Raw genomic sequence first — 13587 nt, forward strand, 5'->3', positions numbered from 1 at the left:
AACGTTATCACGGGAAAAAGAATGGTCCGGCTGTGCAAAAAAGGGTAGACTGTAAAGGGAGTCCTAGAGATCAGGGGGACTGAGGTTTCAATTCATCTTTAGTTGGAAACAACATAAATAGATTACTTTTGAGGTGATGAGAATGAAAAAAATTGGAGTACTTACGAGTGGTGGAGACGCTCCAGGTATGAACGCGGCCATCCGTTCAGTTGTCAGGAAAGCTATCTATCATGACATTGAAGTATACGGCATTAAATACGGTTACCAGGGTTTGATCGACGGCGACATCGAAAAAATGGAACTGGGATCTGTAGGTGACATCATTCAGCGCGGAGGAACCAAGCTTTATTCTGCCCGTTGTGAAGAGTTCAAAACCGAAGAGGGTCAGTTGAAAGGCATTGAACAATTAAAAAAACATGGCATTGAAGGCTTGATAGCTGTCGGCGGTGATGGTACCTTTATGGGGGCTAAGAAACTTACGGAAAAAGGCTACCCATGCATCGGTGTACCAGGAACGATCGATAACGACATACCTGGAACTGATTTCACAATTGGGTTTGATACCGCATTGAATACCATTATTGATGCCATTGACAAAATTCGTGATACAGCTACGTCCCATGAGCGGACGTTCATCATAGAAGTCATGGGCCGAGACGCCGGGGACCTTGCCCTTTGGGCTGGACTTGCGGATGGTGCGGAAAGTATCATGATTCCGGAAGCGGAAGATGAGCTGGAAGATATTATCGACCGTCTTCGAAGAGGACATGAACGTGGCAAAAAACACAGCATTATCATCGTTGCCGAAGGCGTCTGCACAGGCGGCGAACTTGCCCGCCGTATTGATGAAGCTGCCGGCTTGGAATCCCGTGTCACTGTACTGGGACATACACAGCGCGGAGGATCCCCAAGCGCTGCGGATAGAGTTCTTGCAAGCCGCTTGGGCGCTTATGCGGTCGATCTGCTTATCGAAGGAAAAGCAGGCCGCATGGTCGGTATCCAAGCGAACAAACTGGTGGACCATGACATTGTGGAGATCTTGAACGCCAAGCATACGGTTGACCTTGATATGTATCGTCTTTCCAAAGAACTATCTATATAAACGTAAGAGGCACTAGAGGAGGAAATAATATGTTTAGAAAAACAAAAATCGTCAGCACAATTGGACCAGCGTCTGAATCTGTAGAAAAGTTGACACAGCTTATCGAATCAGGGATGAACGTCGCCCGTCTGAACTTTTCACACGGAGATTTCGATGAACATGGCGCACGTATTACAAACATCCGTGAAGCTTCAAAAGCCGTAGGGAAGACTGTAGCGATCCTTCTGGATACCAAAGGTCCGGAAATTCGTACCGGTTCTCTAAAAGGTGGAGAGTGCTACCTTGAAAAAGGATCCACAGCCTACGTATCCATGAAGGATATCGAAGGCGATGCAGGACGCTTCTCTGTGACTTATTCCGGTCTCATCAACGACGTGCACCCTGGATCCAAAATCCTTCTTGATGACGGTCTTGTGGAACTTCAGGTGGAAGAAGTAGACAAGGAAAATGAAGAAATCAAGACAACCGTTCTTAACAATGGACCATTGAAGAACAAAAAAGGGGTCAACGTTCCAAACGTGAGCGTCAACCTGCCTGGTATTACAGAAAAAGATGCCAAGGATATCGAGTTCGGAATTGAGCAGGGTGTTGATTTCATCGCTGCATCTTTCGTACGTCGTGCCTCTGATGTTCTTGAAATCAAAGAACTTCTTGAAAAGCATAACGCCAACCATATTCAAATCATTCCAAAAATCGAGAACCAGGAAGGTGTCGACAACATCGACGAAATTCTTGAAGTCAGTGATGGATTGATGGTTGCCCGTGGTGACCTTGGTGTTGAAATTCCAGCAGAAGATGTACCTCTTGTACAGAAGCAGTTGATCCGCAAATGCAACAAAGCCGGCAAGCCGGTTATTACAGCCACACAAATGCTTGATTCCATGCAGCGCAACCCACGTCCAACGCGTGCGGAAGCTTCTGACGTAGCCAATGCCATTTTTGATGGCACCGATGCGATCATGCTTTCCGGCGAAACAGCTGCTGGTGACTATCCGGTGGAAGCTGTCCAAACGATGCATAATATTGCATCCAAAACAGAAACAGGCTTGAACCACGTATCCCTGCTGCAGGACCGCTCCAAGCACAGTGACATGACAATTACGGATGCCATCAGCCAGTCTGTTACCCACACAGCGATCAACCTGGATGCAGCAGCCATCGTTACGCCGACTGAAAGCGGACATACAGCCCGCATGATTTCCAAGTATCGTCCAAAAGCTCCGATCGTAGCGATTACATCTGACGAAGAAGTAAATCGCAAGCTTTCTCTTGTATGGGGTGTCTATGCAGTGATGGGGCCTCGCGCGTACTCTACGGATGACATGCTTGATGTTGCCGTTGAACGCAGCCTTGCTTCAGGTCTTGCTGACCGCGGTGACCGTGTCATCATTACAGGAGGCGTACCTGTAGGTGAGAGCGGTACAACCAACCTGATGAAAGTTCACGTCATCGGTGATGTTTTAGTCAAAGGCCAGGGTGTCGGCCAGAAGAGCGCGTATGGTCGTGCCATCATCGCTAAAGATGCTCAGGATGCCATCAACCGTGTAGAAGACGGCGATATCATCGTCACTCACGGAACCGATCGTGACATGATGCCTGCCATCGAAAAGGCAGCTGGAATCGTTACACTTGAAGGCGGTCTGACTTCCCACGCAGCCGTTGTCGGACTTAGCCTTGGTATCCCGGTTATCGTCGGCGTACCAAATGCTCTTGAACTGATCAAGGATGGTTCCGATCTTACCATTGACAGTTCCCGTGGTGACATTTACGAAGGACATGCAAGCGTCCTGTAATAGGTAGAAGGAAAGGCAGGGATTGAGATCCCTGCCTTTTATTTTTTACCTTACAGCTTTATAAAGGTATAATGGAGGAAAGAAAAAGAAGGGAAGATGCTATGTTTCGCTGGTTATTCATCCTCATATTGATCATACCCGCATTGGAAATCGGTCTGCTGATCGGGGCCGGTAATGTCATCGGACCATGGTGGGTCATTCTTCTGATTATAACTACGGGGGCCCTTGGAGCCTGGCTTGCGAAAAAACAAGGACTGGAAACGATCCAGAATGTCCAGCTCTCCATGCAGCAGGGGCGTATGCCTCAGGATGCTTTATTGGATGGGGCTTGTATCCTTGTAGGAGGAGCTGTCCTGTTAACGCCTGGATTCATTACAGATGCGGCAGGATTCATCCTTCTCCTGCCCGTGACGCGAACGCCGTTAAAAGGATTTGTGAAACGGGCGATTCAAAAAGCTATGGATAAAGGAACCGTAACCATTTACAGAAAATAAAAAAACTCCATTTCCGGACTGGAAATGGAGTTTCATTTTGCTGTAACAAAATGAAAGAGTTCTTTCAAAGCTCCAGTCCTCTTTAATGTTTGAAAGACCATCAGCAAAAGCGGACTGAGCATGATGCCATAGACGCCGAGAAGTTGAAATCCCACAGCAAAGGTAAGAAGCAGGACAATAGGAGGGACGCCGAATTGATCAGCCATCAGCTTGGGCTCCAGCAGCTGCCTTGTCGTAACGACGACAGCGTATAGAACAGCAAGCCCGATCGTCATCGGGAAATCCCCCGAAAAAAACTGGAACAGCATCCATGGGATGAAAATCACCCCTGTCCCTACATAAGGAATGAAGTCGACCAGACAGGCCGCAGCCGTTACAGTGAGAGCGTGGGGAGCATCAAGCAGATAGAGACCGGTTCCTATAATAAGAGTGCTGATCGTTACAAGCATACATTGAGCCTTGATCAGTCCTTTGAATGTCTTTCCGATTTCAACACGCACCTGTAACGCACGTTCCTGGATAACAGCCGGAATGATACTCCGGAGAGGTCGGTGAATCGCTTCCCAATCCTTGCTGAAGAAAAAAGTACCGATGATAACGATACCTGTGTAAGCTAAAGAAGTCGGAACCATCCCTGCTATATGCCGGATACCTTCGAACAGACCACTTAACAAATCCATACTAACCCGACCTGCCTGGCTCTGCACAGCCTGCAGGTATTCATCAATGGAAGAGGTCACGATTCCGGAGTGCTCCAGAGAGGACTGTAGTCTTAAAATCAGCGGCTCTGCCCATTCTCTTCCTTGATTCATTATAAACACCGATAAAGCGGCTGCCTGGGCAGGGAGATCTGTGGAATAGTGCTGAAATCCTTTGATCAGCTCAGCTACCACAAGGGCGAAGGTGCTGAGTGCAAGCAGGGTGAAAATCCCGAGTACAAGTAGAATAGAGAGGAAACGGGGCAGATGAAGCCTGCGAGATACCAGAAGGATAAAAGGACGAAGGAGTGCCGCAAAAAGGTAGGCACTCAGAAAAGGATGTAAATAATTCCATAGGAACAGGAAAAGTATAGTGGCTGCCGTTAAGCCTGCGAGCAGCAGAACGGACCTTAAGATGATGGAAATAAGGTGGTTGGTCAACTCCTGCACCCTCTTTTTCAATGTAGATTGTAAAACTTCTGACCTGTTTGCACCCTGTTCACTAAGGGAATAAAAGGAAAAAGGTTCGATAAATTCCATCAAAATTAAACGGTTTCAATTCACATTCTCTTCAGAATACTTTATAATTGTGTGTGGGGTCATTTTCCTATAAAGGGATTCTGTTAAATGTAAAGCGTTTTCTTGTCAAACGGACAAGCATTCGTTTGGAACTTTTCGAAAGGGAGAGATTGTATGTCATCATCAACTAAAGGTCTTGAAGGGATTACAGCAACGGAATCATCCATCAGTTCCATCATAGACGATAAACTTACGTATGTTGGGTACGATATCGATGATTTAGCTAATAACTCAAGCTTTGAAGAAGTGATCTACCTTCTTTGGAATTTAAAGCTTCCTAATTCACAGGAATTGAAAGATTTCAAAGAAGATTTAATTTCCAATATGGATATTCCAAAAGAGGTCATTGATCATCTTAAATCCTATGATTTAAAGACAGTTCATCCAATGGCTGCCCTGCGTACAGCCGTTTCAATGCTCGGTCTGTACGATTCTGAATCCGACGTGATGGAAGAGGAAGCGAACAACCGCAAGGCGCTTCGTCTGCAGGCGAAAATTCCTACTGTGGTCACGGCTTTTGCCCGGATCCGTAAAGGGAAGGAGCCTGTCTCACCTAAAAAAGAACTGAGCTTTGCAGCGAATTTCCTTTACATGCTGAATGGAAAAGACCCGGAAGATCTTGAAGTTGAAGCCTTCAACAAAGCACTTGTCCTGCACGCAGACCATGAATTGAATGCATCTACATTCACAGCCCGTGTTTGTGTAGCCACTTTATCCGATGTATATTCCGGTGTAACAGCAGCAATCGGAGCACTGAAAGGGCCGCTTCATGGTGGTGCCAATGAGCGTGTCATGAAGATGCTTACGGAAATCGACAGTGTGGAAAATGCCGTACCGGCCATTGAGAAGAAACTTGAAAACAAAGAAAAAATCATGGGAATGGGCCACCGTGTCTACCGTTCCGGCGATCCACGCGCCAAGCATTTGAAAGAGATGTCCCGTGAGCTTACAAAGCTGACCGGCCACTCCAAATACTATGAAATGTCTATTAAAATTGAAGATTATATCAAGGAAAACAAGGGACTGCCGGCAAATGTGGACTTCTATTCCGCTTCTGTCTATCACAGTCTTGGAATCGATCACGACTTGTTCACGCCGATATTCGCCGTCAGCCGTGTGTCCGGATGGCTTGCTCATATCCTTGAACAATATTCCAACAACCGCCTGATCCGTCCTCGTGCGGAATATGCAGGGCCTAAAGGCCAGACGTATACTCCGATTGAAGACCGTTAATAACCGGCAGTGAAGTTGTACCGGCTTTTTATTCATCCTATTTTAACGTATGATAGAATAGGATGAATCATCCATGATTACAGAAAATTTAGGAGGGTTTATTTTGACACAAGCACAAAAAATCGCAGTAGAACAAAACGGAACATTAAACGTACCTGATCGTCCGGTGATCCCATATATTGAAGGTGATGGTATCGGCCCTGACATCTGGGCAGCAGCCAGCCGTGTTATTGAAGCAGCTGTAGATAAAGCCTATAATGGTCAGAAATCGGTTGAGTGGAAAGAAGTCCTTGCTGGGCAGAAAGCCTATGATCAGACAGGTGAATGGCTTCCGGAAGCTACACTGGACACGATCCGCGATTATAAGATTGCAATCAAAGGACCTCTAACGACTCCAATCGGTGGTGGAATCCGTTCCTTGAACGTAGCGCTGCGCCAGGAATTGGATCTATTCACATGTCTTCGTCCGGTCCGCTACTTCAAAGGCGTCCCTTCTCCGGTGAAACGTCCTGAAGATACGGATATGGCGATCTTCCGTGAGAATACTGAAGATATTTATGCAGGTATTGAGTGGCAGAAGGGCACTCCGGAAGTTAAAAAAGTCATCGATTTTCTGCAGAACGAAATGGGTGTACATAACATTCGTTTCCCTGAAACTTCCGGTATCGGTATCAAACCAGTATCTGAAGAGGGTACGAAACGTCTGGTCCGTGCCGCGATTGACTACGCGATCAACGAAGGACGTAAAAACGTAACGCTTGTCCATAAAGGAAACATTATGAAGTTTACAGAAGGTTCCTTCAAGTCATGGGGTTACGAAGTAGCAGAAGAAGAGTATGCAGGCAAAGTCTTTACATGGGCTGAATATGACCGCATCGTTGAAAAAGAAGGCAAGGATGCAGCCAACAAAGCTCAGGATGAGGCGGAAGCGGCAGGCAAAATCATCGTCAAAGATGCGATTGCTGATATTTTCCTTCAACAAATCCTGACACGTCCGAAAGAATTCGACGTTGTTGCTACGATGAACTTGAACGGAGACTATATTTCTGATGCTCTTGCTGCTCAAGTCGGCGGTATCGGAATCGCTCCTGGAGCAAATATTAACTTCGAAACCGGCCATGCTATTTTTGAAGCGACTCACGGTACAGCTCCTAAATATGCCGGGCTTGATAAAGTGAACCCATCTTCTGTCATCCTTTCCGGTGTCCTTATGCTTGAACACCTGGGATGGAGAGAAGCGGCTGATCTTATCGCTCAATCCATGGATAAAACCATCGGAAGCAAAGTCGTTACTTACGACTTCGCCCGTATGATGGATGGGGCAACAGAAGTGAAATGTTCAGAGTTTGGTGACGAACTGATTAAGAACATGGACTAATGGCAAGTGGAAGGAGAGGAACGATGAGTATTCAAAGAAGGAAGATCTCTGTCATCGGTGCCGGATTTACTGGTGCAACTACGGCATTAATGCTTGCTCAGAAGGAACTTGGGGATGTCGTCCTTGTAGATGTTCCGGATATGGAAGATCCGACGAAAGGGAAGGCACTGGATATGCTGGAAGCCAGCCCTGTCCAGGGATTTGATGCGAAAATCCAGGGAACTTCGGACTATGCGGATACGGAAGGTTCCGACCTTGTGATCATTACTGCCGGTATTGCCCGGAAACCGGGGATGAGCCGTGATGATCTTGTCAGTACCAACTCCAAGATTATGAAGAGCGTAACGAAAGAGATTGTGAAAAACTCCCCCGACTGTTTCATCGTCGTATTGACGAACCCTGTCGATGCGATGACTTATTCCGTCTTTCAGGAAGCCGGTCTTCCTAAGAACCGGGTCATAGGTCAGTCTGGTGTTTTGGATACAGCCAGGTTCCGTACGTTCGTCGCAGAGGAATTGAACATTTCCGTGAAAGATGTCACAGGCTTTGTGCTCGGCGGGCACGGGGACGATATGGTACCAATGCTTCGCTATTCCTTTGCGGGAGGTATTCCGCTTGAACGGTTGATTTCCAAAGAACGTCTCGAGGCTATTGTGGAACGCACGAGAAAAGGTGGAGGAGAAATTGTAGGTCTGCTTGGAAACGGCAGCGCCTATTACGCTCCTGCGGCTTCTCTTGTTCAAATGGCAGAGGCGATCTTGAAGGATCAGCGTCGTATTATCCCAGCCATCGCCTACCTGGAAGGCGAATACGGGTATGACGGCATTTACCTCGGTGTGCCTACCATCCTTGGCGGTAACGGTATCGAGGAAGTCATTGAGCTCGAATTGACAGAGGAAGAAAAACAACAGCTGGATCAATCAGCTGACTCTGTTAAAAATGTCCTCCATGTATTAAAATAAAGGAAAGAAGGGGTTCGGGGATATCTCGAGCCCCTTTTTCACACCAAATTAGCAAACGCTTTCAAAAAAAGGAGTGACTGCCATGATTGGGAAGAAAAGAAAACTCGGCAGAAAGATACAGGCTTTGAAAGTAGGAGATACTTTTACAACTACATCAAGAGTAGAAGACCGGGATCTGCTTATTTATCTTGGGCTGACCGATGATGCGAATCCGCTTTATATTCAACATGATTATGCATCCCAGACCCCCTTCAAACAGCCGATTGTACCCAGCGTTATGCTGTGTGGTATGGCATCATCCATCGTGTCCATGCATCTTCCGGGACCGGGGAGTCATATTATACATCAGCAGTTAAGCTATCCCCATCCTCTTTACCACTATGCAGAAGTCCGATTTCATGCAGAAATAACGGATATTAATCATGAGGAACACCATGTCGTTGTGGATATGCATGGATATGACGAGGAAGGAAAGGAAGTCATTCAGGGACAACTGACGGTCATTCCACCATATGAACCTGCCTCTATGAATGCCGTTTCCCTCGAAAACTTTTATTGAGTCATTCTCTCGTCTTATGGACAAGCTCTCTCAACCAGGCTTCCGGGATTGTATCCCGCAAGCCTGGTTTTTTTATGGCAGCAGAAACAGAGTCTTCACGTATGAAGACAGGGATTGGGACTATATTAAAATTAAGTAAAAATCATAAAGATCCGTATTCAAAATGTAAACTTCATTGTATGATGAGATTAACTTTGCAGTTGAGGTGATGGGATTGGAACAACAAAGAATACTAATTGTCGATGATGAAGAATCCATCGTAACATTGTTGAAATACAATATAGACCAGGCTGGATTTGAAACGGAAGTGGCTTATTCCGGCACGGATGCGCTTGAAAAAGCATCAAAATCTACGTTCGATCTCATCGTTCTGGACGTGATGCTTCCAGGTATGGATGGCATGGAAGTGTGTAAGCAGCTGCGTCAGATGCAGGTGTCCACGCCGATTTTGATGTTAACAGCCAAGGATGATGAATTTGATAAGGTGCTCGGCCTGGAGCTCGGGGCGGACGACTACCTAACGAAACCTTTCAGTCCAAGAGAAGTTGTTGCTCGTATTAAAGCAATCTTAAGAAGGATGGTCCGGGAACCGGCCGGTCCGGAAATGAAAATGATTCAAGTGGCCGATTTAGTGATTTACCCGGAGCAGTATGAGGCATCCATTAAAGACAAGCCTCTGACATTCACACCGAAAGAGTTTGAACTGCTTCTCTACTTAGGGCAGAATCTCGGGCGTGTCTTATCCAGAGACCAGCTGCTGAGCGCGGTCTGGAATTATGATTTTGCCGGAGATACCCGTATCGTCGATGTCCACGTCAGTCATTTGCGGGAGAAAATTGAACCCGACACGAAAAAGCCGGTGTATATCAAGACGATCCGCGGCCTTGGCTATAAAATGGAGGAGCCGAAATAAATGTCTTCCACCAATACAAAACCACTCATGACATACTCCGTACTCGTCGTAATCGTCATGCTTGGTCTTGGTGTCATTCTTGCCCAGCTGACGCGTGGGTATTTTATAAACATTTTTGAAGAGCGGGTGGAGCTTGAAAGCCGGTATTTCGTCACCTACCTGGAGAGATTCACGGATGAAGAGGATGTCAGTCAGGATGAACTTCTAGAGTTCAGTGACCAGCTGAATACCGGAATGGTTTTTATTTCAGATGACGGTGACAAACTGCTGGATACGGTGGAGGCTGTTCCCATTATCAGTGATCGTGAAAAACAGCATGTCCTGACCAGAGTGGAGGCCGACCAAATTGCAGATAATGAAGGGTATTTGATCGACAATATCTTTTATTATTCTGTCGATAACCAGGTCAACGATGTCGACGGGACGCTCATTCTCCTCTCGCCGGTCAATTCTTTGACCAACATTACCAAGAACATCTGGCTGTTGATCGGATGCACACTGTTAATCGGACTGGTGATTATTTTTGTTCTTGGCTATAATGTCTTTTCAAAATACATCCGTCCGATCCGTTCGGCAGCTGATGTAGCGAATGAACTGGCAGAAGGGAATTATAAAGCCCGCACGTATGAAGGGCACTTCGGTGAAGCTGGTCAGCTTAGTCAGTCGATTAATATCCTTGCACGCAACCTTCAGGAAATGACCAGTACGAAGGGGATGCAGGAGAATCAGCTGGAAGCGGTTATTAACAACATGGGTAACGGTCTGATGCTGATTGATGAAAAAGGGTATATCCTTTTGACCAACCGTGCCTTTATGGAGACTTTCGGCGGGGAGCAGAAGGATTACATCGGATTTCTTTACCATGATGCCATCCCATATACAACCATTCACGAGACGGTGAAAAAGATTTATATGTTTGAAGAAACCATCAGTGAAACATTCGTGCTCCCGGTCAATATCGATCGGAAACACCTTGAGGTAACAGGAGCCCCTATTTTCAGTGAAGGCCGGAAATGGAAAGGCGTTGTGCTGGTCTTCCATGACATTTCAGAGTTGAAGCATTTGGAGCAGATGAGAAAGGACTTTGTGGCTAACGTCTCCCATGAGCTGAAAACACCGATTACCTCCATCCGGGGATTTTCAGAAACGCTTCTGGACGGCGCAATGAAGGATGAGCAGATGCTGGAGCAGTTTCTTCAGATCATATTGAAGGAAAGTGGACGTCTTCAATCTCTTATTCAGGATCTCCTTGAGCTGTCCAAGCTGGAGAGGGAAGATTTTCTTCTCAATATTGAGAAAGTCGACGTCCAGCGTCTTCTACACGATCTTCTACCCATTGTCGAGCAGCATGCTGAACAAAAAGGTGTGCAACTGCAGGCATCTGTGGAAGGAGAAACCATTATCCGCGGAGATTCCAGTCGTTTAAAACAGGTGTTTATGAATTTACTGGCCAATGCGATTAATTATAGTCGTGATCATGGAGACGTTTCATTGACATTTAGAGAAAAAGAAGAGACGGTGATGATTTCTATATCTGACAATGGTGTAGGTATTCCGGAAGACGAGGTTCCGAGGATTTTCGAACGCTTCTATCGCGTCGATAAGGCAAGAAGCCGGAATTCTGGTGGTACCGGGCTCGGTCTGGCCATCGTCAAACATATTGTAGAAGCCCATCACGGAAACATTCACGTGGAGAGTGTAGTGGATCAAGGCACGACCTTCCATGTTGAGATTCCGAAGAAGTTTACGGAAAATTAATATTTCATTAAATTGGAATTAACAATGTTTCGATAAAATATCTTTGAAACCCTTTCATCCAAGGTGTTTTCTCTTATTGGCAGAAGCTTCCCTCGCTTCTGTCTTTTTTTGTATCAAAAAACAGGCTTTTGAAACCTTTTTGTTACAGTTTCGTAAAGAATAGTAATCTACATAAAAGGGGAAATCTACATGAGTCTGAAACAGATATATAAGTGGGCCGGCTTAATTGCCGGGGCGGCAGTCCTGCTTGTCGTATTCATGACCACATGGTACACCGTTGATGAGTCTGAGCAGGCGGTCGTGCTTACGTTCGGAGAAGCAGAGGATGGCATTACAGAGCCCGGTCTTCATTTTAAGATGCCGTGGCCTGTGCAGGAAGTAGAGAAAATGTCCAAGGAAACATTCAGCCTTGATTTTGGTTTTGATGAAGAAGGAGAAGAGGCTGATAAAGTGACAATGATTACAGGAGACGACATGATTGTGCAGGCAGATCTTGTCGTACAATGGAAAATCACAGATCCATCCGGTTATTTATTTGCATCGGAGAACCCTGAGCAGGTGCTGTTTAACGCCACCTCTTCAACACTGAGAGGGGTCATAGGCAGCAGTGAAATTGATGAAGCGTTAACATCAGGAAAAGCTGAAATCGAAAATGAAGTCAGAGAAGACCTTGTCCGCCTGATTGAAGGCTATGAGATTGGAATATCCATCATAGATGTCCGTCTGCAGGAGGTGGACCTGCCAAACGAAGACGTCCGTAGTGCCTTCACGAAGGTGACGGATGCGCGTGAACAAAAACAAAGTAAAGTGAATGAAGCCGAAAAGTATGCGAACCAGATGCGGGAGGAAGCCAAAGGTGAGAAAGATGCCATTATACAAAGAGCGGAAGGGGACAAGGTGGACAGGGTCCGGACAGCGGAAGGAGCAGTGTCCAAATTTGATGCACTGCTAAGTGAATATCAAGGCAATGAAAGTGTAACAAGGGAGCGTCTTGTCATGGAAACGCTCGAGGAAGTCCTGCCTGAAGCAGATGTGTATGTCATGAACGATGACGGAGATACGATGAAGTACCTTCCTCTTCAGCAGCAGAATCAGCCCGCCGCACCTGCACAGGAAGAGGACGGGGAAACAGAACAAGAAGAGGAGGAGCAATCATGACCGACGATCGGATTCAGGATATCAATGAAAAGCAGCAGAAGGATTTTCGGAAAATCATCAAAGGCGGCCTTGCTTTAGTGGCTGCTGCCGCATTGATATTGATCGCCCTCAGTTCTGTAGTGATTGTCAAAGAAGGGGAATATAAGGTAGTAAGGCAGTTTGGTGATGTTATCAAAATCCATGAAAGCCCCGGCTTGAAATTCAAGATCCCGCTGATCCAGGAGGTATCCACGCTTTCTCAAAAGAAAATGGTGTATGACGTGGATGAGAAGGAAATCACAACGCTTGATAAGAAAAGGATGATCATTGATAACTATGCCGTCTGGAGCATATCTGACCCTGAGAAAATGATTTCCAATGCGAGAACAATGATGAGTGCAGAAGCGCGGATGGGAGAATTTATCTTTTCGATCGTCCGGGCGGAACTCGGGAAAATGAATTTCTCTGAAATCATCAATGAGGAAGAAAGCTCACGGGGGACACTGAACGAAGAAATTGCCAAGCGGGTGAATGAATACCTGGATCGTGATAATTACGGCATAGTCGTGGATGATGTCCGTATTAAGCGTTCGGATCTTCCGCAGGCGAACGAGGAGGCCGTGTTCAATCAGATGATCACGGACAGGGAAAAAATTGCCCAGACGTATTTGTCGGAAGGGGAAGCAGAAAAAAGCCGTATCCGGGCTTCTGTGGATAGAGAAGTCAAAGAGATGCTGTCTACAGCCAGGGCCGATGCGGAAAAGATCCGGGCGGAAGGTGAGCAGGAGGCGGCACAGATCTATAACAATTCCTTCTCTGAGGATCCTGAATTTTATCAATTGTACCGAACGCTGGAATCATACAAGAAAACCATTGACGGTGAAACAACGATTATTCTGCCACAGGGATCACCATACGCCGACCTGCTTCTCGGCTACTACGAATAACGGCGGGGTACGCCTTTTCCTTCTCTCCATGAAT

Annotated in this window: 12 protein-coding genes; 11 read left to right on the plus strand and 1 reads right to left on the minus strand. The window is 46.4% G+C overall.

Annotated features, from left to right (window positions below; translation table 11 throughout):
• Positions 1-142: 142 nt before the first annotated feature.
• The 3 genes from pfkA to H615_RS0110795 all read left to right on the plus strand — a co-directional run bounded on the left by pfkA (position 143) and on the right by H615_RS0110795 (position 3389).
• Positions 143-1102: a 6-phosphofructokinase gene (gene pfkA / locus H615_RS0110785; protein ID WP_027955157.1), complete on the plus strand. Its 960-nt coding sequence runs from the start codon at positions 143-145 to the stop codon at positions 1100-1102.
• A 29-nt stretch (positions 1103-1131) separates the two neighbouring features.
• Positions 1132-2895, plus strand: a complete 1764-nt coding sequence (pyk, locus tag H615_RS0110790) for a pyruvate kinase (protein WP_027955158.1) — start codon at positions 1132-1134, stop codon at positions 2893-2895.
• Positions 2896-2996: 101 nt separating this feature from the next.
• On the plus strand, positions 2997-3389 hold the full coding sequence (locus tag H615_RS0110795; RefSeq protein WP_027955159.1) for an FxsA family protein: 393 nt from the start codon (positions 2997-2999) through the stop codon (positions 3387-3389).
• 32 nt (positions 3390-3421) lie between these two features.
• On the opposite strand, the gene ytvI is transcribed toward H615_RS0110795, so the two are convergent.
• Complete coding sequence (gene ytvI / locus H615_RS0110800) at positions 3422-4528, minus strand: sporulation integral membrane protein YtvI (protein WP_169516197.1); 1107 nt, start codon at positions 4526-4528, stop codon at positions 3422-3424.
• A 252-nt stretch (positions 4529-4780) separates the two neighbouring features.
• Between ytvI and citZ the strand changes: the two genes are divergently transcribed.
• From citZ to hflC, 8 genes are all read left to right on the plus strand, one after another.
• On the plus strand, positions 4781-5899 hold the full coding sequence (gene citZ / locus H615_RS0110805; protein ID WP_027955161.1) for a citrate synthase: 1119 nt from the start codon (positions 4781-4783) through the stop codon (positions 5897-5899).
• Between the two features lie 103 nt (positions 5900-6002).
• The gene (icd, locus tag H615_RS0110810; RefSeq protein ID WP_027955162.1) at positions 6003-7277 is read left to right on the plus strand and encodes an NADP-dependent isocitrate dehydrogenase; all 1275 of its coding nucleotides are present in this window, start codon (positions 6003-6005) and stop codon (positions 7275-7277) included.
• A gap of 23 nt (positions 7278-7300) precedes the next feature.
• On the plus strand, positions 7301-8239 hold the full coding sequence (gene mdh, locus H615_RS0110815) for a malate dehydrogenase (RefSeq protein ID WP_027955163.1): 939 nt from the start codon (positions 7301-7303) through the stop codon (positions 8237-8239).
• A gap of 82 nt (positions 8240-8321) precedes the next feature.
• Complete coding sequence (locus tag H615_RS0110820) at positions 8322-8798, plus strand: MaoC family dehydratase (protein WP_027955164.1); 477 nt, start codon at positions 8322-8324, stop codon at positions 8796-8798.
• Positions 8799-9012: 214 nt separating this feature from the next.
• Positions 9013-9711: a response regulator transcription factor gene (locus H615_RS0110825; protein WP_422875648.1), complete on the plus strand. Its 699-nt coding sequence runs from the start codon at positions 9013-9015 to the stop codon at positions 9709-9711.
• Positions 9712-11469 carry a two-component system histidine kinase PnpS gene (gene pnpS, locus H615_RS0110830; protein ID WP_027955166.1) on the plus strand — a complete coding sequence of 586 codons (1758 nt, stop codon included), beginning with the start codon at positions 9712-9714 and terminating at the stop codon, positions 11467-11469.
• Between the two features lie 189 nt (positions 11470-11658).
• The gene (hflK, locus tag H615_RS0110840; protein WP_027955167.1) at positions 11659-12627 is read left to right on the plus strand and encodes an FtsH protease activity modulator HflK; all 969 of its coding nucleotides are present in this window, start codon (positions 11659-11661) and stop codon (positions 12625-12627) included.
• Entirely contained in the window at positions 12624-13553 is a 930-nt protein-coding gene (gene hflC / locus H615_RS0110845; protein ID WP_027955168.1) for a protease modulator HflC, read from the plus strand. The genes hflK and hflC overlap by 4 nt, the downstream gene beginning before the upstream one ends.
• Positions 13554-13587 lie beyond the last annotated feature (34 nt).

The sequence above is a fragment of the Halobacillus kuroshimensis DSM 18393 genome (assembly GCF_000425705.1).
Lineage (GTDB): Bacteria > Bacillota > Bacilli > Bacillales > Halobacillaceae > Halobacillus > Halobacillus kuroshimensis.

Excerpts from the sequence above, each read along its gene's own strand:
- pfkA (WP_027955157.1), top strand. The coding sequence starts at position 143 with ATGAAAAAAATTGGAGTACTTACGAGTGGTGGAGACGCTCCAGGTATG.
- pyk (WP_027955158.1), top strand. The coding sequence starts at position 1,132 with ATGTTTAGAAAAACAAAAATCGTCAGCACAATTGGACCAGCGTCTGAA.
- H615_RS0110795 (WP_027955159.1), top strand. The coding sequence starts at position 2,997 with ATGTTTCGCTGGTTATTCATCCTCATATTGATCATACCCGCATTGGAA.
- citZ (WP_027955161.1), top strand. The coding sequence starts at position 4,781 with ATGTCATCATCAACTAAAGGTCTTGAAGGGATTACAGCAACGGAATCA.
- mdh (WP_027955163.1), top strand. The coding sequence starts at position 7,301 with ATGAGTATTCAAAGAAGGAAGATCTCTGTCATCGGTGCCGGATTTACT.
- H615_RS0110820 (WP_027955164.1), top strand. The coding sequence starts at position 8,322 with ATGATTGGGAAGAAAAGAAAACTCGGCAGAAAGATACAGGCTTTGAAA.
- pnpS (WP_027955166.1), top strand. The coding sequence starts at position 9,712 with ATGTCTTCCACCAATACAAAACCACTCATGACATACTCCGTACTCGTC.
- hflK (WP_027955167.1), top strand. The coding sequence starts at position 11,659 with ATGAGTCTGAAACAGATATATAAGTGGGCCGGCTTAATTGCCGGGGCG.
- hflC (WP_027955168.1), top strand. The coding sequence starts at position 12,624 with ATGACCGACGATCGGATTCAGGATATCAATGAAAAGCAGCAGAAGGAT.